This is a genomic window from Methylocaldum sp. GT1BB (assembly GCF_051027545.1).
Taxonomy (GTDB): domain Bacteria; phylum Pseudomonadota; class Gammaproteobacteria; order Methylococcales; family Methylococcaceae; genus Methylocaldum.
In genome coordinates, this window is record NZ_CP194902.1 from 4,732,806 (window position 1) to 4,754,989 (window position 22,184).

Below are 22,184 nucleotides of genomic sequence, written 5' to 3' on the forward strand. Positions count from 1 at the left end.
CTTGATTCTGCTGCTGATCCATAAGCTGCTGCCCGGCCGGCAAGTGCCGTGGAGGGCCAGGCCGGAAACGCTGTTTCGCCGTTGGCTGCCCCGAGTGCTGCGAATTCTGCTGGTCGGATTCGGGATGTTTCTTGCGGCTGACGTGGTGCTGCGGGCGCTGGGCTTGGAACTGCCGTTCGGGGAATAAAGGCTGCGCGATCGGGCTCTGTCTTTCCGGATTCGAGCCAATGCGGATAAAAACCGTCCGTCGCCGGTCGGTACCGTAAAGGCGAACAGGAAACTGCCGACATGGATGAAATCATTCGCTTGGTGGGCCCTAGCCGGGCCGTGGAAATTTTCGGGATTCGGCTGGTCGGCATCAATGCCGAGAACGGCAAGAAGCTCCTGATGAGTCTTCTCCTGATCGCCATGATTTTTCTGTTGCGATGGGCGATCCGTCAGGGCTCGAAATTCATCTTCCGCCGCCGCCCCGACGAGCAGACCGAATTCTGGGCGCGCCAAACGATCCAGCTCATTACCGCCTTTCTGTTGTTGTTGGGACTCGCCTCCATCTGGTTCAACGACCCGACCCGGCTCGCCACCGCCTTGGGCCTCGTGACGGCAGGTCTCGCTTTCGCCCTGCAGCGGGTGGTCACCGCGGCAGCGGGTTATTTCGTGATCTTGAGAGGCAAGACCTTCCATGTGGGCGACCGCATCGTCATGGGCGGCGTGCGCGGCGATGTGGTGGCCTTGGGCTTCATGCAGACGACGATCATGGAAATGGGCCAGCCGCCGTCGGTGCAGGCTGCCGATCCGGCCATGTGGGTGCGAAGCCGGGAATACACCGGCCGTCTGGTCACGGTCAGCAACGCCAGGATTTTCGACGAGCCGGTTTACAACTACACCCGCGACTTCCCCTATATTTGGGAAGAACTGAGCCTCCCGATTCCGTACCGGGCCGACCGCGAACGCGCCGAGCGCATCGTCACGGAAGCTGCCCTGCGCCACACGATCACGACCAATAAGCTCGGGCAGGAGGCCTTGGAAGAGATGCAGCGGCGCTATTTCCTGAAACCGACCGAGATCGGGCCGCGGGTCTATTACCGCCTGACCGATAATTGGCTGGAGCTGACCGTGCGCTTCATCGTGCGCGACCGCGGCATTCGCGAAGCCAAGGACGCGCTGAGCCGCGACATCCTCCAGGGCTTCGAACAGGCCGGCATCGAACTCGCTTCGGCAACCTTCGAGATCGTGGGAGTTCCGCCGCTTCGGATCGAGAAAGAGTCGCGGATTCAGCCTGCCGGCGCGTTCGATCATACGTAATATCCGCTAACGACAGACGCGTCGTTTTCGTCTAATTTGAGGTATCGCCCGCCTCAATCGTTTATCGGCCGCTTTAGATGGGAAGCATTAAGCGCCTTGTATTGTTGAGCTCGGCCGCGGCAGCGGCATCATCGGCGTTATTTCCCGTATTTGGCCAGGAATGGGGGGCGAGACCGCTGCATCGCCCCAGCGCCGCCCAATTGCTGGAAGTGCCCATCTCCGGCAATCCGATCGTCCCGCGGCGCGGACTGCCGATCGAGAATCCGTACGCGAACGATGCCGGCGCCATCGTGCAGGGCCGAAAGCTGTTCGACAGCCTGAATTGCAGCGGTTGTCATGCCCCCTTGGGCGGAGGCGGCATGGGTCCGCCCTTGAGCGACCGCGACTGGATCTACGGCGGAGAACCCGCCGCGATCTATCTCAGCATCGCGCAAGGCCGTCCCAACGGTATGCCGGCCTGGAGCCGGGCCTTGCCGCCGCAGTCCATTTGGCAACTGGTGACCTATATCCGAACGCTCGGCGGAGCGCCCGCACCGGACGCCGGCTCGACGGAAAAGCCGGCCCATCCCGATTCGGGTCGTGGACGCGGCTCCCAACGATGAAGGCAACGGTACTCAAGCACCTCGTCGCGTTCACGATCTGCCTGGCCGGCGATGCCGGCGCAGCGCCTTCCGTGGCGCAGCTCGAACGTGAGGGTTACCAGGTGTTCATCGAGCGCTGCGGCGTCTGTCATGCCGTCCGCGGAACCAATGCCTACGGCATTTTGGGTCCCGACCTGACCCATCTGATGAGCCGGCGTTACATCGGCGCGGGGACGCTCCCGAATACGGTAGGCAATCTCGGAGGTTGGATCGCGGATGCGCAGGCGCAAAAGCCGGGCTGCTTCATGCCGACCATGGATCTCTCCGGCCCGGAATTGCAGGCGGTGCTCGCTTATCTCCAGACTCTGCGCTGAATGGCTGGGACCGCGTCCGATGTAGGTCGGGAATCCTTTCACGGCGCATTTGTCGGCAAAGGATTGCCGACCTACGATTAACGTCGCGCCCGAAGTAGGTCGGGAATCCTTTCCCGACACAGCGGGTCGACAAGCCGGCTTTCCGGCAAAGGATTGTTGATCTACAGCTGGAGGAGAGACCGGATGATCCGATCGATGCTGTGTTTGCTGATTTCTGCCGCCTGTTCGGGATGGCTGGCGAATGCCCCGGCTTCGGACGAGGTCGTCCGCCTTTCTCAGGACGACGGCCAATGGGTGATGGCCGCCAAGAATTACGCCAATACCCGCTTCAGCGGCCTGGATCAGATCAACGCCGGCAACGTCAAACAGCTCCGCGTCGCCTGGGTGTTTTCGACCGGAGTGCTCAACGGCCACGAGGCGGCGCCGCTGGTCGTGAAGGATACGATGTACCTCGTCACCCCCTGGCCCAATCTTCTCTACGCCTTGGACTTGAATCAGGCCGGCGCGATCAAGTGGGTGTACAAGCCGAACCCCAGCCGAGCCGCGCAGGGCGTGGCCTGTTGCGACGTGGTGAACCGCGGGGCGGCCTACGCCGAGGGAAAAATCTTCTTCAACACGCTGGACAATCATACCGTGGCGGTCGATGCGGCCACGGGCAAGGAAGCGTGGAAAACCAAGCTGGGCGAAATCGCCATGGGCGAAACCATGACCATGGCCCCCATCGTGGTGAAGAACAAGGTTCTGGTCGGCAACAGCGGCGGCGAGATGGGCGTGCGCGGCTGGATCACCGCGCTCGATACCCGTAACGGCCGGATCCTCTGGCAGGCGTACAGCACGGGGCCGGACAAGGACGTATTGATCGGACCGGATTTCAAGCCGCCTTACGTAACCGGCGAGAACCTGGGCGCGACCACCTGGCCGTCCGAGACGGCCTGGCAAATCGGCGGCGGGACGGTCTGGGGCTGGATTTCCTACGACCCGGAAGCCGATCTGATCTATTACGGCACCTCCAACGCCGGCCCCTGGAATGCCGTGCAACGCCCCGGCGACAACAAATGGACCTCTTCGGTGTTCGCCCGCGATCCCGACACCGGCATGGCGCGCTGGGCCTACCAGTGGAATCCGCACGATCTCTACGACTACGACGGCATCAACGAGAACGTGCTACTCGACCTGAATATCGGCGGCCAGGATCGCAAGGTCTTGGTGCATGCCGACCGCAACGGCTACATGTACGTGATGGACCGGCTGACCGGCGAAATCATTTCCGCCGAGCCGTTCGTCTATACCAACACGGTCAAGCGCGTCGACCTGAAGACCGGCATCCCGGATCTGGCGACCGGCAAAGAACCGCAACTCGGCAAGTTCGTGAAAGATATCTGCCCCGCCCCGCCGGGCGGCAAGGACTGGCAGCCCATGGCTTATTCGCCGCGCACGGGCTTTCTTTACGTGCCCCACAACAACCTCTGTTTCGACATGAGAACCATGGAAGTGGGCTATATCGCGGGAACGCCCTATGTGGGCGCCGAAGTCGCGATGAAGGCGGGACCGGGCGGCAACCGCGGCTTCTTTACCGCCTGGGACCCGGTCCAGAACAAGAAAGTGTGGACCATCGAGGAGCCGTTTCCGGCCTGGAGCGGCGCCCTGGCGACGGCGGGCGATGTGGTGTTCTACGGGACCATGGACCGCTGGTTCAAGGCGGTGGACGCAAAGACCGGCCGGGAGTTGTGGAAGTTTCGGACCGGCTCCGGCGTGATCGGCCAGCCCATCACCTACCGGGGCCCCGATGGCAAACAATATGTCGCGGTGCTGGCGGGCGTCGGCGGCTGGTCCGGCGCGGTGGTGTCGGGCGAGTTGGACCCCAAGGTTCCGTACGGCGCACTGGGTTTCGTCGGGGCGATGCAAGACTTGCCCAAAGTCACGGGCGAAGGCGGCACCTTATACGTCTTCGCGCTGCCGGAGGAGCAGCCATGATCGGAGGCTTGCGCCGGATGGCATTGTGTTTGTCGCTGAGCGTCGCCGCGAGCGCCTATGCCGCTGAAGGGACGAAAATCCTGCGGATTTGCGCCGATCCCAACAACCTGCCCTTCTCCAACCAGCGCGGCGAAGGCTTCGAGAATCGCCTGGCGAAGATCATGGCCCGCGAACTCGGCCGCAAGCTGGAGTACACCTGGTGGGCACAGCGCCGCGGCTTCTTTCGAAACACGCTGAACGCAGGGCGCTGCGACCTGGTCATGGGCGTGCCTAGCGGATTCGAAATGGCCCTGACGACCCGCCCGTACTACCGCTCCAGCTATGCCCTGGTATACCGCAAGAACGCCGGCTACGCGCCGCGTTCACTCGACGATCCGCGACTTCGGACGCTCAGGATCGGTCTTCATTTCATCGGCGACGACTACAGCAATCCGCCCCCGGCCGAAGCCCTGGCCCGGCGCGGCATCATCCGGAACGTGGTCGGCTACAGCATTTACGGCGACTATCGGAAACCCAATCCGCCGGCACGCCTGATCGAGGCGGTCTCCCGAGGCGAGGTCGATGTCGCGATCGCCTGGGGACCGCTGGCGGGCTACTTCGCCAAACGCCAGCCGGTCAAGCTAGAGGTCGTACCCCTGCCGACGCCCGCCGAGGCGCAAGCGCAGCCGTTCGAATTTTCGATCGCGATGGGCGTGCGAAAAGGCGACGAGCCGTTGCGGGCCGCGCTCGATGAAGCGCTGGCAAGGAAGCGCGGCCAAGTCAACAAGTTGTTGAAGGAATACGGCGTGCCGCTCGTCGAGCCGCTGTAGCCGGCGTGTAGAAGGATTGAAATCAAGTTGGGCCGGGAATGCAGCAATTCGCTTGTCGGGACGACATGCCTCGTGGAAAACCACTCGCGGTCGGAGGAAGTGGACGTTGCTCTGCCACGGTCAAGTCGCGTGGATTGGATGGTTCAAACCGGTCGATTGCAGACCTCGGCACTTCAGCACCTTGCGGCAGCATCGGAACTTGAATCTACCTTCCAAGTTTCCCCGAATGCCCGGTGGCAAAACCTATCCGCTTTTACAGAAAGAAAACAGCCGGATCATCGCTGATCCGGCTGTTTGAACCCCCGGCGAACCCGCCTGTCAGCGGATGTGCCGTATGTCTAGTCCTCAGATTCGAGAACGGCGCGCACGTTAGCTTGACCGATCGGAAAGCCTTTCGTGAAAGCCTGGACGCCGAACTGCTGGTTCAGCGCACTGGCCGCTTCCTCCGATAGGGTGACCTTGACCTCCTCCACCGTTAGGACATCGTCGCCGCTATCGACTTTCGCGGCCTCCAGGGAAAGGTCGAACAGGGGCAGGCGCGCAACCAGATCGTCGTTCGCCACCACCAGACCGGTCAAGACGGGCCGGTCTCCGGTCAGATCGATGATAAAGCTGGAAAGCTCCACGCGGGTGTCGCCAGCCGTGAGCGAGAGCCCGCCCGAGTGGTCTATCTCGGCGCGCACAGGCTCGAGGTCCACCACGCCCGTTGTAATCGGAAAGATGGCCCGTACCCCGTCCGAGTTCATCCGCAACTGGGCCGGTGATATGGCGTCGGGCGTGACCCCGAGATCATTCAGCGCCTGCACAAACTCTGGCGCAAGCCGCACTGTTGTCGAGCCGGAGGAAGTGGTCTCCGCCGGTGCTGCGACAGCGTGGTTTAGCTGCAGGGTGAAAAGCAGGACCGCGACCGGAACACCGATCACGGTGTCGCGCAACCGCTTGAGCAGGGTTCTACCCAGGGAGGCGCCCGAAAATGCAAGTCTGGAGAATCGAAGTGGGAAGGCGAGAGAGTTGCTAGTCATGTTCAGCTCCTTAGAACAGAGACAACAGAGTTCCTGGCGAGATATCGCAACCCTACTGGGACACGGTTCACCAGCCGTGAAACAGTATGACAATCAGGGAACCGCGGAATTCCAGGCTGTTGGAAGCGCGCGTCCGAAAATATCCACCGAGGTATTCGTGACTCTGTTGAAATCCATGGGCGCCACGACGTTGAGCTGACGTCCGACCTTCGAGCGACCTCGAATCTGTGGCCGACGTGTGGAAGCCTGAAATTGAAACGGACCGGGACTGCAATCCGTTTCAACGGACAACAAGTAGTTACCGTGTCGAAGACCGCGCGTGGTCGGATGAAGTGAGTTTCCTTTCAGCGATAAAGTCGCTGGCTAGAGCGTTTTCATACCTACTGTACGGGCACTGGCGAGTAGGTCGGGAATCCCTTCCCGACGCCGCCGTTCGGCCAACGGGTTCGTCGGCAAAGGATTGCCGACCTACGAAAGCTTGAATCGATCTACCCTAGCCGAAGGCGCCAACGACGTCCGCCAAGCCTGTTTTGCCGTACGAGCGCGATGAAAACGCTTTAAGCGGTTCAGCAGGAGTCTTCCTGCGAATCATGGCGGCGTCGCCGAGAAGGTCCGTGGCGCCAATACCGGCTCGGTGGCGAACTCCTGGGGCAACTCGCCCGTCAGGCTGTTCAGGAAGGCCACCAGGTCGCTGACATCCTGGTCGGTAAGCTCTTTGCCGAGTTGCACTTTGCCCATGACGCGCACCGCTTGCGGCAGGGTGGCCACCGAGCCGTCATGGAAATACGGCGGGGTCATGGCCACGTTGCGGAGGCCAGGGACCTTGAAGAGATACTTGTCGGCGGGATTCCGGGTTTCCTTGAAACGACCTTCGTCGATCGACGGACTGCCGGTCTCCGTCCAGTAATCCCCGAACATCCCGAATTTCCGGAATGCCGATCCGCCGACAGCCACCCCGTTATGGCAGGAGACGCAGCCGAGGTCGATGAAGGTCTTCAAGCCATTCCGCGCTTGAGGCGTCAGGGCCTTGGCATCGCCTTTGAGATAGGCGTCGAGGGGCGACGGCGTCACCAGGGTGCGCTCGTAGGCGCCGATGGCCTTGCCCCAGTTCTCCGGCTTCACCGGCTCCGGATCGTTCGGGAAGGCTTGTTTGAACTCGGCTTCGTAGCCCAGCGCCTTGAGCTTTCGGACCACGGCCGCAGTTTCGGGATTGCCGAAACTGGTCTGTCCCGTCAACGATTTCATGGCCTGGTCCTCCACGTCGGCGCGATTGCCGATCCAGAGTGCCTTGAACTGGAGCGCGGCATTGAGCACGGTGGGCGCGTTGCGGGCGTTCAGGCGATGTTCGGCGCCGATCGATTTAGGCAAGGCGTCGGTTCCGTACAGGCCGGGACGATGGCAGGTCTGGCAACTCACGGTGCCGTCCAGGGACAGCCGGGGATCGAAAAACAGCTTCCGGCCCAGTGCGACACGCGCGGGATCGGTCGGAAACTCCTCGGTCGCCATATCCTTGGGGAGCGGTTCGAACAGCTGCCTGGCCTTTTCCATCAAAGGCTGCCCCGCCTCCTGGGCGTGAACCGTAACCGCGAGAAGAGCCGCTGCCCAGGGGACGCCCCGTGTCCGGCGGGCCAACGATGAAACGGAGCGGCGTCCTTTCACGGGACCGCCGTCGCGATGGTTGAGCCGGCTGTTCATAAGGTGATGACCCTGTCGCTATCGACCACCCATTCCGCAAGCTCGGCCATGGTGGACTGGCGTGCGCCTTCGTAGTAAGGCTGGTTTTTATGGATGCCGCATCGCGCCATGCAGGTTCCGCAAACTTTCACGATAACGCCTCTTGCGATCAACTGTTTGAGCATCATGACGAGGTCCTGGTCGTAAGCTTCCGGAACTTTACAAGTGTCCCGCGCCATGTCGACGGCATCATTTATCAGGAAAATACGCACATCCTGACTGGCTTCAAGCAGTTTCCCCGCCAGCCGCAGCCCATTCCATGTCACGTCGGTACCGTCATAGGGCGGCCTGTTGAAAATGATGAGTACCTTCATCGTCCATCCCTCCGTTCGTGGTGTCCGCCAAGAAAGCGATTTATCTCCTTAGACAGATATCGCTTGTCGGGGCCTCGCACAACCCCGGCACGATATATTATCGATATCCGATAACGGATTTCGATAGTATGATTTCGCCTCGGACCTGAATGCAATCGGAGAACATCCCATGAAGTCGTTTGACCCGTCTCACCGTGCTGAACTCGACGCGCGATCCGTTCGATACGGAATGGTCCTGACGGTCGCCGGCGCTGGCGTGAGGTGAAACGATGAGCGAACCACGGATCCGTCAAGCAACACAGGCCCCTGGCTCGCCTCGACTCCAACGGCGATTGGGATTGTTCGGTGCGATCATGATGGGCCTGGGTGCCATGGTCGGCACGGGCGTATTCGTGAGCATCGGCATTGCGGCGGGCATCGCCGGGCCATCCGCCATTCTGGCTATCGTGCTGGCGGCCCTGGTTGCCATCTGCAATGGACTCGGCAGCGCCCAACTCGCCGCCAGCCATCCCGTCAGCGGCGGCACTTACGAGTACGGCTATCGATACCTCAATCCCTGGCTGGGCTTCACCGCCGGTTGGATGTTCCTGATTGCCAAGTCCGCCTCCGCTGCCACCGCCGCCCTGGGTTTCGCCGGTTACACGCTGGGCGCCTTGGGCCTCTCGCAGGATTATCTGGTCCTTCTGGCGCTGGCGGCGGTGATAGCGCTCACGCTGGTTGCGCTGAGCGGCATCCACCGTTCAAACGTGACCAACGTCGTCATTGTCTCGGTGACCCTGCTGAGTCTGCTTTTCTTCGTCATGGCCGGCTTGTCGGTCACATCGGGCGCCAACTTCACGCCGTTTTTCGCGCCCAGAGCGGACGAGACCGGCCCTCTCGGCGCATTGTTTCACGCGGCCGCCTTGATGTTCGTGGCTTACACGGGGTATGGACGTATCGCTACCTTGGGCGAGGAAGTGCACGAACCGAAGCGCACGATTCCCACAGCGATCATCCTCACCATGATCGTGACCATGGTGCTCTATATCGCCGTGGCGGCGGTCGGCGTCGGAGCCGCTGGAGCCGAGGGGCTGAGCGGTGCGGCGACGGGTGCGACGAGCACGCAAGCCGCACCGCTGGCCGTGGCCGCGCGACAGTTTCCCATCCCTTTCAGCCCGCACATTCTGGCGATCGGTGCCGTGACGGCCATGTTGGGCGTGCTGCTCAACCTGATTCTGGGACTGTCGCGCGTGCTGCTGGCGATGGGCCGCCGCCGCGATATGCCGGTCATTTTTGAACGCCTCGATGAAGCCAAGACGACGCCTTACTGGGCCGTACTGGCGGTAGGTGTGGTTATCGGCGGGCTCGTGCTGATCGGCAATGTCAAAACGACGTGGTCATTTAGCGCATTCACCGTCTTGATCTACTATGCCCTGACCAATGGCGCGGCGCTGCGGCTGCCTGCCGAGCAGCGGCTTTATCCGCCCTGGGTCGCGGGACTGGGATTACTGGCGTGTCTGTTCCTGGCGTTCTGGGTGGAGCGGCAGATTTGGCTGACCGGTTTAGGACTTATTGCCGCCGGTCTCCTCTGGCACGCGGTCGCGAAGCGGCGGCATGACGCTTCCAGCGCATCAAGCCGATCATCCGGCTAGGCACCGCACCCGACTCACTCCAGACGCCGCTACGCTCCACCTTCCGGCAGCCGGCGGGCCGGGTCGATGATTGAAAACGAATGAGCAAATTGTATTACGACATATTCCTCGCCTTCGTCCGAGTCCACCTGCTTCACCACGCCGCCGAGGAGCCCTTCTACGGCGCAGCGATGTTGGAGGAACTTCAGCGCCACGGCTATCGCCTGAGCCCCGGCACGCTCTATCCCATTCTTCATGGCCTGGAGAAGGCGGGCTATCTCAGCGTCGAGCGAACCGTGGTGGGCGGCAAGGCACGCAAGTACTACCGGATCACCGACCAGGGCCGGACCGCCTTGAAAGAGGTCAAACCCAAGCTGCGGGAACTGGTGGAAGAAGTGCTGGGTGATCTCGGACCGGCCGGAAGGCCCGATCCGTCCGAGTAACATCGGGTGAACAGCGGCATGACCAGGTTCATAGCAGCAGCCACCGAACCAGCCGCACCGGTCTACGGAACAGATACCCAGCGCCTCTGGGATTTGCGGAAAAGGCCAAGGCCGAAGACGATGAGAAGGATGCTGACCTTAACCGCGAGCAACAGCAGCGCGGCCACGCCCATGAGCGTCTCTCTCGCGATCTTCGGCCGTGTCCGCGGGCCGTTTCACGAGCCGCGGACGCTTAGCGCCCGGCGCCGCTGGCGACTTCGCTCATTTTCGCCAGGGCCTGATCGATAGTGAAGCTGGCCGCCTTCTGGCCGGTCAGGTAGGGGAGCAGGTTGTAGCCGTCGATATGGACCCTGAAGGTCTTGCCCGCCGCCTGGTGGCCTTTCTTGCACTTTTCCACGACATCCGGCTCGCCAGCCGCCGCGAGAAACGTCGGCAGCCAGTCGTGGTGCTGGACGATTTCGTTGGAGACCATGCCCGCCGGGATTTTGCCGGGCCAGCGCAGCAGCAGCGGGATGCGGAAGGCGCCCTCCCGGTTGGAGTTCTTCTCGTTACGGAACTCGTCGCAGGTTTCCATACGCTTCCTGGCCAAGGGGGGGCGGTGTCCTCGATTCGAGAGGGAACCGCTTCGGCGTCGGTCACAACACCTTGTCTTCCTTCATCTTGGCGATCAGCGCTTCAGCCAGCTCCCGGGTCACTTTGGTGACATCCTTCGGGTCGATCGACTCGCTGATTCCCGACCACACCGCTTGCTCGCGCTTGATGTCCCACAGCGTCGACTCGATGGTCATAACGTCATACGCGTGGATTTCGGGCGCGGCCGCCCAGGTTGCCCCGTACCAGCCGTAAAATCCTGGACCGGGTCCGACGTAACCGGGGCTGACGTCCACCTTGCGTTGCACCCGGAGGACCCGTGTGACCAACACCGAATCGGCGCCGGTTTTTGCAACCGCCTGCTTGATTCTCTCTTTCGGCAGGGGGCCTTCTTCCGGCAGCAGCGAATAACTCGCCGAGGCTTCGGTTCCGGATGTGCGCAGCGCCTGTACGAAACCGTCCTCGAACAGACGTCGGTTCGCATCGCTGCGGCTGACCCCGATGACCAGGACCTTGCGAAACGGCACATCGCTGAACTGCGGGTCCTTCCAGGAATCCTTGAGGTGCGTCGTCGCGCAGGCGGCCACCAGCGCCGCTACAAGCCACAACAGACTCAAACCCAGTCTTGAATTCGGACGATTTGTTGCCGGTCTCATTCCAGCTTCGACCATCCCTGTACTCCTTAATTCTTTGTCTTGCATTCCGCTTGAAAGTTATAGCCAAACCCGACATCAGCCTCTAACGGACCTCGGTCCTGTAATAGCAGACCGCACCCGCTTGGATACACCCGCACACGAGTTATTGATCTCAGTCCAGGCCTTGAACGCGTGCGCATCGAACGCTTATTCAAAATTGCTTTCAATCTTTCAATGGGGAATCAACTTTGTAGGGTGGGTTAGGCCGCGAGGCCGTAACCCACCGGGCGGCCTCTAATCGGTGGGTTACGCGGAGCCTGTCCTGAGCGGAGACTAGGGGCTAACCCGCCATCGACGGGTTTCGCTTCGCTCTACCCATCCTACGATGAATATTCACTCGAATGCCGAATGGAATTACTCGGCTCACTCGGAAAATGGAAACACCCGCTTCCAGTCCCGCTTCATGTCCACCACCATCCAGCCGCGAGTCTTCGCCTCGTCTAGCGCTTGGTCAAGCCGGCCGACGGACGACTCGCGGTCGTAGGCCCACTCGCGCTCGGCGTCGGTATGGTGGATCAGCGCCATGAGCCGCGCCCCTTCGCCACCCGCCGTCCATTGAAGCATCTGAAGGTCACCGTCCGAATTGCCGAAGGCGGCGATGGGCCGTCGCCCGATGAACTTGTGGATGCCCACCGGCTTGCCAGCCCGGTCGTCGACGAAATCCACCTCCGGCAGCCTTACCAGCACCGGCTTGCCGTCGCGCAGTTCGAACTTCGTCTCGATGCTGCTCCCCACCACCTGTTCGGGCGGAATGTCGTAGGCTTTTTCGACCCAAGGCCGCATGAAATCTATCCCGCCGCCCGAGACGATGTAGGTCTTGAAACCGTTGGCGCGGAGGTGGGCCAGCAGTTCCCGCATGGGCTGGTAGACCAGTTCGGTGTAAGACCGCCCGAACTTGGGGTGCCGGGCCTCTGCCAGCCAGTCCTCGACGATGGCCGCGAACTCGGTCGTGGTCATGCCGGCATGGGTGGCCATGACCAGTTCGACCAGCCCCTTGTCGCCGCGGGCCGCGAGTGCCGTCAGATCGTTTTCCAGCGCGGCCTTGAACGGCTGCCGCTCCTTCCATTCGGGATGCTGCGGGGCCAGCGCCTTCACCCGGTCCAGCGCGAACAGTCCCTGGAAATACAGCGGCTGCTCGGCCCACAGGGTGCCGTCGTTGTCGAACACGGCGATGCGCTCGGTAGGTGGAACGTAATCGGCGCTCTTCCTGTCGGCCACCTTCTTTACGAACGCCAGGATGGCTTGCTTCGTTTGGCCGTTGTTCCAGGACGGCAGCGGGTCGGCGGCTTTCCGCACGGCAAGGGCGGCTCCATTCGTCAACAGGATCAGACCCAGGAAAAGAACGAACGGCCGAAACATGAGCCGGAAGGAACGATGAGCATGGGCGGCTTCTCCAATCAGTCTTCAGTCCATCCGTGTCGGACATGGGTGCATGCCCAAACTACCCGTCTCGATGTCTACCAATAGCCCGTCAGCCCGAGGAACGGACCGCTCAGGGTCACATCGGTTTCGATGATGCGCTTGCTCACGTCCAGGCGCAAGGCCTTGTAGCCTGCCTCGATCGAGGCGGGCATGCCGAACAGGGTGGTGCGGTAGCCGACCAGCCCCAGCACGGACCCGGCGAAGTCGATGCTGTCCACGCCGAAGCCGCCGCCGTTGCCGTCCACCAGGACGAACCATTTCGGGCTGAGTTGCACCGTGAACCGCGCGCCTATGACCGGACTGGTGAAGCTCTTGCCGGTCGAGGCGCTGCCGATGCCCCTGAACTCGACCTGATTGTCCAGCCAGAGGGTGCGTCCGCCGGCATAGAGCTCGAGCATGTTGGAGCGCGGTTTCTCGTCCCAGTGGGCGATGCGTTCCGAGGCGGCCGGGCCGAACACGCGGTACATGGCACCATACTCCATGACGCCCAACTGGCTCGACAAGCCTTTGCTGATGCCCCGAGCGAACCGGGGCTCGAAATCCAGATCCACGTAATTGCCGTCCAGATAGAACCCCAGCCGCTCGTAATGCGCTTCGAGCCGTCCCATGAAGGCCAGCGGGAAGTTCCTCAGCTCCTCGGCGATGTCGATGAAGGTGGAGTCGACCGACTTGTTGAACGGCCCCGCGGAAAACTTGCCGTCCACGCCGGGCAGCCATGCGTAGAGCGTGAGGTTGAAGGCCCAGGGATTTTGGCTAGCGTCGCTTTCCGCCGCCGCGCTGTGGAAGCTTGGGACCGCTGCCAAGGCCGCCACAAGGGGCAAGGGTTTGTAAGACGAAAAAAAGCCGGGGTTGACAGTCATGCAGGATCTCCTTATCCAGTTCTGTTGCGTGGCTCAACGGTTATTAATCAGGCCCGTAAATACCCTCCTGGTCTTTCGGGCCGCCGCCCAGGCCCGGTACACGCCCGGCCTGGGCTCACGCGGCTTGTCGCCGCGCCGGGGCATCCCTGCCCCGGATTAACCCGGCCTATATTTATAGGCCGGGTTAATAAATCAGTTCCCTTATTCCCAATCGCTTTCGGTCAGGCATTCATTTTCGTTGGATTGGCTAGGCACACATCAGCACTGACCGACCGCCAATCACTGCGCTTCGCGTCCGCCGTAACCCACCGAGCGATCTTCAATCGGTGGGTTACGCGGAGCCGAAGGGCCTGTCCTGAGCCTGTCGAAGGGCTAACCCACCATCAATGGGTTTCGCTTCGCTCTACCCATCCTACGATTAATTTTCACTCGAATGTCGAATGGAATTATGTTGCATCAGTCCGATTTTCCTTGTCGACAGCGCAGTCGAGCTATATCCAAGGCGAATAATCCGCTCCCGACCGCCCGGACCGTTGCCGCGAACGAGACCCTGAAGCAGGCCTGCTGCAGTCCGGGCCCCTGTCGATTTCAGTTCTCTAAACCTACGATGAAGCGAACTGGCATTCACGATAGATCCGTTCCAGTTCGTCCTGGAAGAAAAACTGCGGTTGACCGAACGCGGGTTTGAGTTCGTCCAGCCATGTCGCCTTGTCGTCGTACTCGGCGAAGAACGGACGATGAATCCAATCGGGATTCCGGCCTTGTAGAAACCGCATCGTGATGATCTTTTCGCCTGCCGCCTCGGTGACGCCGAGCACCTGGACTTTGCCGGGACAGGCAGACATGCTGGGACCCCGCACCGTACGGCCGAGGCCGCTCACGCGCTGGTAAGCTTCCCGGAAAATCTCCCAGGCACGCACCAGGGGCACGGCGAAATAATGCTGAGCGCCGGTATCGCGCGCCAAGAACATGTAATACGGAACGCAGCCCAGGTCGACCTGGGCATTCCACATCCGCGCCCATAGCGCCGGGTCGTCGTTGATGTGGCGGAGCACCGGCGATTGGGTGCGGATCACCGCGCCGGTCGAGCGTAGCCGCTGAATCGCCTGCCGGACCGGCTGGGGTTCCAGCTCCCGTGGATGATTGAAATGCGCCATGATCGCCAGATGCTTGCCACTGGCGGCCACTTTCCGAAGCAGCGCGACCATGTGGTCGGAATCGGCGTCGGTGAGAAAGCGGTAAGGCCAATAGGAGAGCGCCTTGGTGCCGATCCGGATATGGCGCAGATTGGGAAGATCCGCCGCGATCAGCGGCTCCAGGTAATCGGCCAGCCGCCGCGCCGACATGAGCAGCGGATCGCCGCCGGTGAAGAGCACATCGGTCACTTCCGGGTGCGCCTTAAGATAGGCGACCAGATGTTCCGCTTCGCGGCTCGCGAACTTCAAGCCGGACAGTCCCACGAACTGCGGCCAGCGAAAGCAGAACGTGCAGTAGGCGTGGCAGGTCTGGCCCGGGCTCGGAAAAAACAGCACGGTCTCCCGGTATTTGTGCTGCATGCCGTGCAAAGGTTCGCCGTTCAAATGAGGGACGTTGAGATCCAACTGGCCCGCCGGATGGGGATTGAGCTCCAAGCGGATACGGTCCGCCGCCTCGCGGATCAGTGCCGGACTCGCGCCGGCTTTCACGAGTTCCGCCATTTCCTCGTAATGGTGCGGCAACAGCATGTCGCGCTGCGGAAAGGTCAATATGAACATCGGATCGTCGGGGATGTTATCCCAGTCGATCAGCTCGTCGACCACGAAATTGTTGGTCTTGAAGGGCAGCACTCGCCCCACGACTTCGATTTCGAACAATTGCTCCTCACTGAGCCGTGCCATTTGCGGGATTTCGCGAAAATTGCCGAGGTTGTACGCCGTGTAGCGTGTCGAATCGAATCCCGTAAAGATTTTCTTGGGAGAGATACTCATAAGATATTTCCGCCGAGAATTAGGTATAGTTGTTAAGGAGCAGGTACTGAGACGTGCACTGGACTCGAGCGTTTCCATCTCGCTGAGGACTGAGGCTTCAAAGCCGCCAACGGAAGATTTCGACCGGGTAACGCGGCATTCGGGCTACCCGATAAGGTGTCCCCCCTTATTCCGACCATCCCCCGCTTAACGAAGACGACTCTCTTGGTAAGAACGTGAGAAACCCGATGTCCCGACGTCCTGTGCGTCAGAGGGCAATAAACTGTCACATCACGTCGGCACATGGTCGGAGCTTCTCACGGGGGGGTAAGTATATTTGCACAAAAATGATTTGTGCAAATATACGTCGGGATGCCCGTCGAATTCGGGGAGTCCCGGACCGCCGTCCGTACTCCGACCATTCTTTCCCGCAAGCCCGCAAAGAGAACCGGCGCTTCCAAGCGAAGCGTGCAGCGGCAATAGGCCGTAGCACGCCAAATAGATTTTGATGACGGACACATGAAAACGATTGAATACAGACCGCAAGAAGATTCGCCGGAAATTGCCGAACCGACGGCACGGCCCCACGAAGCGCTCAAACGCTTTCGCCTGATTTTCCGTGCCGTGCAACAGCATTCGCAGTGGGTGGAATCGTGCTGCGGAGTCAGCTACGCCCAGCTTTGGGCGATGTCGGAGTTGTCGAATAACGCCGGAATGAAAGTGTCGGAACTGGCGCGAGCCATGTCGGTTCATCAATCCACCGTAAGCAATTTGCTGGTCAAGCTGGAAAAGAAAGGGCTGATCCGGCGGGAACGAACCAATCCCGATCAACGGGTGGTACGCCTTTATTTGACGGAAGCAGGGCAAGCCCTCGTGGAGCAAACTCCCGAACCCCGGCAGGGTCTGTTGCTACAGGCACTGACCGAATTGCCGGATCCGGTTTTGATCTCTCTGACCCGAAACCTGGATCTTTTGGTGGAGGCCATGCAGATCAGCGACGAACAAGCCGCCATGCAGCCTTTGGGCGTAAGCGGTCACGAATCGGAGACGAGAACGACGATGCGCCGGCGCAAGCCTCGAAAGACGGCGGACTAGCGATGCGCCTTGGCCGATCCGTGCTCGAACTTTCCCGCCGGGATCGAGACTAATTTTCGTAAGTCCCGAAAAAATAAAGAGGTCTTGGACATGGAACTTCCGAGCCGGCATCCGGTGCTCGTCACCGCGATAGCGACGTTCATGATCTCGGTCCCGCTGATGTCGTGCCGGGACGCGGCAGTGGTCAAACCCATCCCTGACTATGCGCAACTCGGCCCGGTCGAGAAAGAAGTGGCGTCCGACATCTCCCCGGTCCGGATCGTCGCCCGGCCGGAATCGTGGCCGGGAGCCAAAGCCATCGAGTTCAAGACCACACCCGTACACTTGAAAATCGACAACCGCGGTGAAAGCGCGCTACTGATCCGCTACAGCGACTTCAAGGTGCGTGCGGCGCCCACCGGGAACGAGTTCTCCGCCTTGCCGGTCTTTCCGGTCGAAGCGAAAGACAGGGGGCCGGTTGTTCCCGGCACGCTGCCGATGCTGACTCCCGTGGCCTACCCACCGATCGTGGATCCGGAATTCGGTTTTCGGGATTTCCATGTGGCACCTTACCTAAAACCGCTCTATCCCACCGTTCCTGCTCATGAAGGTCCTTTTCCTCACGATGAATCCTATAACCCGCGCCACTCGAATTACTGGCAAGGGTCCGACTTGCCCAGTCTCGAAATGATGCGGCGAGCCCTGCCCGAAGGGGTGCTGAATCCCGGCGGGTGGGTGGCAGGTTGGCTGTATTTCCAAAAATTCGAACCCTTGCCAGCCGGGACGCTGATAGTCAGCCTAACCGATACATCCGGACGAGCTCTGACGCCGGCTCGGGTTCCTATCCAGGCGCACTGAGCCCGTGCCATCCGCGTCGAAGATGACTACGTGCTCGTACAGATGTCATTTACAGTCGACGTTAACAAAAATAAACGTTTGATCGCAGCACTTCCGGCTCAAGGAGCGAAACCATGGATAACAGTGACCGGTGCCGATCAATTTCGTCGTCTTCTTAGGGCCGTTCGCATTTCACACCTCGGGGCGGAAAGCTACCGCGTGATGGATTGACGCTGTCCCCAAAATCGACCAAACCGCCCGCAAGGCATTGCAAGTGGAGGTACGACATGTCTTTGAAGGAATACAAACCCGGAACCACTTTTCCCGGCGTCGTCGGCCGCACGCCCGAGACCTCCTCGCCCGCATGGCCGGAGCCGCTGCGGGCCAAACCGGGAGCGCCGAACGTGCTGTTCATCGTGCTGGACGACACCGGTTACGGCCAGCTCGGATGTTACGGTTCGCCCATCCGGACGCCGAACCTCGACAGGCTGGCGGCGAACGGCCTTCGCTACAGCAATATGCACACCACCGCGCTGTGCTCGCCTACCCGGTCCTGTCTTCTGACCGGGCGCAACCACCATTCCAACGGGATGGCCTGCATCACCGAGGGCTCCATGGGCTATCCGGGCGCGAACGGCATCATTCCCTTCGAAAACGGCTTCCTGTCGGAGATTCTCCAGCGCCAGGGCTACAACACCTTCGCGGTGGGCAAATGGCATCTCACCCCGGCGGAGCAGATCAGCGCCGCCGGCCCTTACGACCGCTGGCCGCTGGGACGGGGCTTCGAGCGGTATTACGGCTTCCTGGGCGGCGATACCCACCAGTATTACCCGGACCTGGTCCACGACAATCACGCGGTCGAACCGCCCAAAACGCCGGAAGAAGGCTACCACCTCACCGAAGACCTGGCGGATCAGGCCATCCGTTTCATCGGCGATGCCAAGCAGGCGGCCCCCGACAAGCCGTTTTTCCTGTATTTCGCCAGCGGCGCCATGCACGCTCCGCACCACGTGCCGAAAGAATGGGCCGACCGCTACCGGGGGCAGTTCGACGACGGCTGGGAAGCTTACCGGCACAAGGTCCATCAAAAACAGCTCGACATGGGCCTTATTCCGCCGGGCACCGAACTATCCCGCCACGACCCCGACGTGGCCCGCTGGGACAGCCTTACGCCGGACGAGAAAAAGCTCTACGCCCGCATGATGGAAGTCTTCGCCGGGTTCCTGGAGCATACCGACCATCACATCGGCCGACTGCTGGATTTCATCGAAAGCCTGGGCGAACTGGACGATACTCTAATCATGGTGATCTCGGACAACGGCGCCAGCGCCGAAGGCGGCCCCACCGGTTCGGTCAACGAAAACAAGTTCTTCAACAATGTGCCGGAGTCCTTGGAAGCCAATCTCAAGGCGCTGGACGATCTGGGCGGCCCGAAGTATTTCAATCATTACCCCTGGGGCTGGACCTGGGCGGGCGACACCCCGTTCAAGCGCTGGAAGCGGGAAACCTACCGCGGAGGCGTCAGCGATCCTTTCATCGTGCATTGGCCAAAGGGTATCCAGGCAAAAGGGGAAATCCGCCCGCAATACGCTCACGCCATCGATTTGCTGCCGACGGTACTGGATGCCTTGCAAATCGAGCCGCCGGCGGAAATCCGCGGCGTCGCCCAATCGCCCATCGAGGGCGTGAGCTTTGCTCATACCTTTAACGAGGGGAAGGCGGAAAACCGCCACGTCACCCAATATTTCGAGATGTTCGGCCACCGATCGATCTACCACGACGGCTGGCGCGCCGTATGCCCCGTTCCGGGGCCCTCCTTTGCCGAGTCCGGAATGTCCTTCGGACAGATGGAGATTACCGAGGAAAAACTGCGCGAACTGGATGCCCACGGCTGGGAGCTGTATCACGTGGCGGAAGATTTCTCCGAAACCCGCAATCTGGCCGATCAGCACCGGGACAAACTGATCGAAATGATCGCCATGTGGTATGTCGAAGCGGGCAAATACAAGGTCCTGCCCCTCGACAGCCGCGGCACCCAGCGATTCGCCGAGGAACGTCCCCAGCTTACCCGGGGCAGGCAGCGGTACATCTATTATCCCGATACCTCGCCCGTACCCGATAACGTGGCGGTGAAGGTCCTCAACCGGCCGCACAGCATTAGCGCAGAGGTAGAAATCCACGATGGCGCCGAGGGTGTGCTGCTGGCCCACGGCGGCAGTACCGGCGGGTACTCGTTCTTCGTCAAGGACAAAAAGCTGTGCTACGTGCACAACTACGTCGGCACCGAGGAGTTCGCGGTCGAATCCGACGCGGAGGTACCGCAGGGAAAGGCGGAGCTGCGCTTCGAGTTCGACCCCACCGGCCGGCCCGACCTCGCCCAAGGCAAAGGCGCGCCGGGCCGCGGCCAGCTCTACATCGACGGCAAACTCGTCGGACAGGCCGAACTTCCCGTCACCGTACCGCTTCTCATCAGCCTGGGCGAAGGGCTGACCTGCGGCCACGACGCGGCGTCTCCGGTGACCTCCCGATACGAAGTGCCGTTCGCCTTCAGCGGCAAGCTGAACCGGGTAACGGTGGACGTGTCGGGCGAACTGATCGAGGACAAGGAGGCGGAATTGCGGGCGATCATTACCCGGCAGTGAAAGGCATACGGTACAAGGATTTCAACCATGATCCACACCGAAGCCAAGACGGCGATCCGCTTCGCCTCCCCTGCCCCCGAGCCGCCCTTCCCCGATATGGTCTGGATCCCCGGCGGCACGTTTCTGATGGGATCGGACCGGCATTATCCCGAGGAAGCCCCGGCGCACCGGGTAGCGGTGGACGGTTTCTGGATAGACCGCTTTCCGGTGACCAACGAGCGGTTCGCCCGCTTCGTGGCCGCCACCGAGCATGTCACCTTCGCCGAAATCCCGCCGAATCCGGCCGATTACCCCGGCGCCTTGCCGCACATGATCTACGCCGGTTCGCTGGTGTTCGTGAAGCCGCCGGGGCCGGTGAATCTCCGCGACATCGGAAATTGGTGGTCCTACATGAAAGGCGCCGACTGGCGGCATCCGCGAGGCCTCGAGAGTTCCCTCCAAGGGCTGGAGCGGCATCCGGTAGTCCACGTCACTTTTGCCGACGCCGAGGCCTTTGCCCGCTGGGAAGGCAAGGCGCTCCCGACTGAAGCCGAGTGGGAACGGGCCGCCCGCGGCGGGTTGGACGGCGTGGCCTATGCCTGGGGCGAGGAACTGGCGCCGGAGGGCAGGATGCTGGCCAATTACTGGCAGGGGCGGTTTCCCTGGGAAAACCTCGTCGTCGACGGCTACGAGGGCACCTCCCCGGTGGGAGCCTTTCCGCCCAACGGATACGGCCTGTACGACATGATCGGCAACGTCTGGGAATGGACCGCCGACTGGTACGAACCCGGCCACCCGTCCGCGCGGCAAGCGGCCTGCTGCGTTCCCAGGAATCCGCGCGGCGGGCGGGAGGAAGCTAGCTTCGATCCCTGTGAGCCCGTGATCCGGATTCCGCGCAAGGTGCTCAAGGGCGGTTCCCATCTCTGCGCGGAGAATTACTGCCGCCGCTACCGCCCGGCGGCCCGCTTCCCGGAACCGGTCGATACCTCCACCTGCCATGTGGGCTTCCGCTGCATCGTGCGGGCGACAGGCAGAACCGGCCAAACCGAGCCGTAAGTGAAGCCTGGAGTTCGGCGTGATCGCCGGAGTCGGCGAGCGTCCGGGCTGTATGCCGGGGTTTCTGGTCGCCTTGACGCCGGCTCTGGTCGGGGTGTTCATCCTGCTGGGTCTGCTGGCGAGAATGGGGGCGGCGGCATGATGCGCCCAACCACGGATTTCCGAAGTTTCTGCTTTTCAACCCATGGAGCCTAATGTCATGCAAATCTCAACCTTTTTTCCCAAAGCCATCCTCCTGTCGGCGGCGCTGTTTTCCGGCGCCGGCGCGGCGATCGGTGCCATCGCCGGCAACGCCGGCCTGGGCGCCGCCATCGGCGCGGGCACCGGACTGGTGGGCAGTTATCTCTACGACAAGCACAAACAGTCCGAACAACGGGCTTACGAGCAGGGTTATCAGCAGGGACGCCAGCCACAACCGCAAACCAATCCGTAACCGCCGGGCCACTCGGGACGCATGCCGGGAGGGATGGAAAACACCGCGCCGCCGACGACTCGAATATCGATGTGGACAGGATCGAACGAATGATCGTCGACCTTTGACGAGGAACGTCCATCGGCATTAGCCATACCCTTCGAATCGGGCAAGATCAAGGAAAGCGAGTCCGGCGCGAAACCCGTCGTGCTCCGACGGATACGTTAATGCCCGTATTTCCGCTCCTTCATTCGACAACCAATAATGGCCGCAAGCGCAAAGCCCCCATGTCCGCAAGACAATGCCTTCTTGGCAAGGATCGGATTCGGCCGTATATGCCCTGGCGGATCAACATCCGTTTCGATGCCGATATCGTGCAGCGTTTCGACCTTGTCATCCTTCGCGCCGTTTCGTCGGCTATCGGCGCCGCAGGATAACGGGGCTAGTTTCACTCGCTTCGTCGGAAAGCGATGCAGCGATAGCGAAAATTCGAGCCCTTGCCAGCCG

22 protein-coding genes and 1 pseudogene are annotated in these 22,184 nt (G+C 61.4%); 15 read left to right on the top strand and 8 right to left on the bottom strand.

Annotation, left to right across the window (positions count from 1 at the left end):
* Position 1 precedes the first annotated feature (1 nt).
* The 6 genes from ACR2TX_RS22335 to ACR2TX_RS22360 all read left to right on the top strand — a co-directional run bounded on the left by ACR2TX_RS22335 (position 2) and on the right by ACR2TX_RS22360 (position 5,040).
* A complete protein-coding gene (locus ACR2TX_RS22335; RefSeq protein WP_077730669.1) occupies positions 2-187 on the top strand; it encodes a hypothetical protein in 186 nt (61 codons plus the stop codon).
* 101 nt (positions 188-288) lie between these two features.
* Entirely contained in the window at positions 289-1,302 is a 1,014-nt protein-coding gene (locus ACR2TX_RS22340; protein ID WP_077730670.1) for a mechanosensitive ion channel family protein, read from the top strand.
* Positions 1,303-1,379: 77 nt separating this feature from the next.
* The gene (locus ACR2TX_RS22345; RefSeq protein WP_156879819.1) at positions 1,380-1,904 is read left to right on the top strand and encodes a c-type cytochrome; all 525 of its coding nucleotides are present in this window, start codon (positions 1,380-1,382) and stop codon (positions 1,902-1,904) included.
* Positions 1,901-2,257: a c-type cytochrome gene (locus ACR2TX_RS22350; protein WP_434130737.1), complete on the top strand. Its 357-nt coding sequence runs from the start codon at positions 1,901-1,903 to the stop codon at positions 2,255-2,257. The genes ACR2TX_RS22345 and ACR2TX_RS22350 overlap by 4 nt, the downstream gene beginning before the upstream one ends.
* 183 nt (positions 2,258-2,440) lie before the next feature.
* Positions 2,441-4,231 carry a methanol/ethanol family PQQ-dependent dehydrogenase gene (locus ACR2TX_RS22355; protein WP_434130738.1) on the top strand — a complete coding sequence of 597 codons (1,791 nt, stop codon included), beginning with the start codon at positions 2,441-2,443 and terminating at the stop codon, positions 4,229-4,231.
* Positions 4,228-5,040 carry a substrate-binding domain-containing protein gene (locus ACR2TX_RS22360; protein WP_077730674.1) on the top strand — a complete coding sequence of 271 codons (813 nt, stop codon included), beginning with the start codon at positions 4,228-4,230 and terminating at the stop codon, positions 5,038-5,040. Before ACR2TX_RS22355 ends, ACR2TX_RS22360 begins: the two co-directional genes overlap by 4 nt.
* 338 nt (positions 5,041-5,378) lie before the next feature.
* Here ACR2TX_RS22360 and ACR2TX_RS22365 read toward each other — a convergent pair whose 3' ends face one another.
* The 3 genes from ACR2TX_RS22365 to ACR2TX_RS22375 form a co-directional block, all read right to left on the bottom strand.
* Positions 5,379-6,062 (bottom strand): hypothetical protein, encoded by a 684-nt coding sequence (locus ACR2TX_RS22365; protein ID WP_077730675.1) that lies wholly within the window; start codon positions 6,060-6,062, stop codon positions 5,379-5,381.
* A gap of 588 nt (positions 6,063-6,650) precedes the next feature.
* A complete protein-coding gene (locus tag ACR2TX_RS22370) occupies positions 6,651-7,757 on the bottom strand; it encodes a cytochrome-c peroxidase (protein ID WP_434130739.1) in 1,107 nt (368 codons plus the stop codon).
* Positions 7,754-8,110: a DsrE/DsrF/TusD sulfur relay family protein gene (locus ACR2TX_RS22375; protein WP_077730678.1), complete on the bottom strand. Its 357-nt coding sequence runs from the start codon at positions 8,108-8,110 to the stop codon at positions 7,754-7,756. Before ACR2TX_RS22375 ends, ACR2TX_RS22370 begins: the two co-directional genes overlap by 4 nt.
* A gap of 269 nt (positions 8,111-8,379) precedes the next feature.
* On the opposite strand from ACR2TX_RS22375, the gene ACR2TX_RS22380 reads away from it, so the two are divergent.
* Together ACR2TX_RS22380 and ACR2TX_RS22385 are read left to right on the top strand one after the other, a co-directional pair.
* The gene (locus ACR2TX_RS22380) at positions 8,380-9,741 is read left to right on the top strand and encodes an APC family permease (RefSeq protein WP_434130740.1); all 1,362 of its coding nucleotides are present in this window, start codon (positions 8,380-8,382) and stop codon (positions 9,739-9,741) included.
* 80 nt (positions 9,742-9,821) lie between these two features.
* Positions 9,822-10,163 (top strand): PadR family transcriptional regulator, encoded by a 342-nt coding sequence (locus ACR2TX_RS22385; RefSeq protein WP_077730680.1) that lies wholly within the window; start codon positions 9,822-9,824, stop codon positions 10,161-10,163.
* 292 nt (positions 10,164-10,455) lie between these two features.
* On the opposite strand, the pseudogene ACR2TX_RS22390 reads toward ACR2TX_RS22385, so the two are convergent.
* The 5 genes and pseudogenes from ACR2TX_RS22390 to ACR2TX_RS22410 all read right to left on the bottom strand — a co-directional run.
* A pseudogene (locus tag ACR2TX_RS22390) lies at positions 10,456-10,719 on the bottom strand (sulfatase/phosphatase domain-containing protein); the annotation flags it as partial.
* 79 nt (positions 10,720-10,798) lie between these two features.
* A complete protein-coding gene (locus ACR2TX_RS22395; RefSeq protein WP_139841064.1) occupies positions 10,799-11,410 on the bottom strand; it encodes a DUF4136 domain-containing protein in 612 nt (203 codons plus the stop codon).
* Between the two features lie 402 nt (positions 11,411-11,812).
* The gene (locus ACR2TX_RS22400; RefSeq protein WP_156879811.1) at positions 11,813-12,808 is read right to left on the bottom strand and encodes an HAD family hydrolase; all 996 of its coding nucleotides are present in this window, start codon (positions 12,806-12,808) and stop codon (positions 11,813-11,815) included.
* Positions 12,809-12,906: 98 nt separating this feature from the next.
* The gene (locus ACR2TX_RS22405) at positions 12,907-13,731 is read right to left on the bottom strand and encodes a hypothetical protein (protein WP_077730684.1); all 825 of its coding nucleotides are present in this window, start codon (positions 13,729-13,731) and stop codon (positions 12,907-12,909) included.
* Positions 13,732-14,333: 602 nt separating this feature from the next.
* Positions 14,334-15,698 (bottom strand): KamA family radical SAM protein, encoded by a 1,365-nt coding sequence (locus ACR2TX_RS22410; RefSeq protein WP_086134158.1) that lies wholly within the window; start codon positions 15,696-15,698, stop codon positions 14,334-14,336.
* 498 nt (positions 15,699-16,196) lie between these two features.
* Here ACR2TX_RS22410 and ACR2TX_RS22415 point away from each other — a divergent pair, with 498 nt between their 5' ends.
* The 7 genes from ACR2TX_RS22415 (at position 16,197) to ACR2TX_RS22445 (ending at position 22,114) form a co-directional block, all read left to right on the top strand.
* On the top strand, positions 16,197-16,772 hold the full coding sequence (locus ACR2TX_RS22415) for a MarR family winged helix-turn-helix transcriptional regulator (RefSeq protein ID WP_077730686.1): 576 nt from the start codon (positions 16,197-16,199) through the stop codon (positions 16,770-16,772).
* 90 nt (positions 16,773-16,862) lie between these two features.
* Positions 16,863-17,609 carry a hypothetical protein gene (locus ACR2TX_RS22420; protein WP_077730687.1) on the top strand — a complete coding sequence of 249 codons (747 nt, stop codon included), beginning with the start codon at positions 16,863-16,865 and terminating at the stop codon, positions 17,607-17,609.
* Between the two features lie 266 nt (positions 17,610-17,875).
* Positions 17,876-20,230, top strand: coding sequence for an arylsulfatase (locus ACR2TX_RS22425; protein ID WP_434130741.1), 2,355 nt, complete (start codon positions 17,876-17,878; stop codon positions 20,228-20,230).
* Between the two features lie 27 nt (positions 20,231-20,257).
* A complete protein-coding gene (locus ACR2TX_RS22430; protein WP_434130742.1) occupies positions 20,258-21,265 on the top strand; it encodes a formylglycine-generating enzyme family protein in 1,008 nt (335 codons plus the stop codon).
* Between the two features lie 19 nt (positions 21,266-21,284).
* Positions 21,285-21,407, top strand: a complete 123-nt coding sequence (locus ACR2TX_RS22435) for a hypothetical protein (protein WP_276205397.1) — start codon at positions 21,285-21,287, stop codon at positions 21,405-21,407.
* A 57-nt stretch (positions 21,408-21,464) separates the two neighbouring features.
* On the top strand, positions 21,465-21,698 hold the full coding sequence (locus ACR2TX_RS22440; protein WP_077730689.1) for a glycine zipper domain-containing protein: 234 nt from the start codon (positions 21,465-21,467) through the stop codon (positions 21,696-21,698).
* A 266-nt stretch (positions 21,699-21,964) separates the two neighbouring features.
* The gene (locus tag ACR2TX_RS22445) at positions 21,965-22,114 is read left to right on the top strand and encodes a hypothetical protein (protein WP_168175433.1); all 150 of its coding nucleotides are present in this window, start codon (positions 21,965-21,967) and stop codon (positions 22,112-22,114) included.
* Positions 22,115-22,184 lie beyond the last annotated feature (70 nt).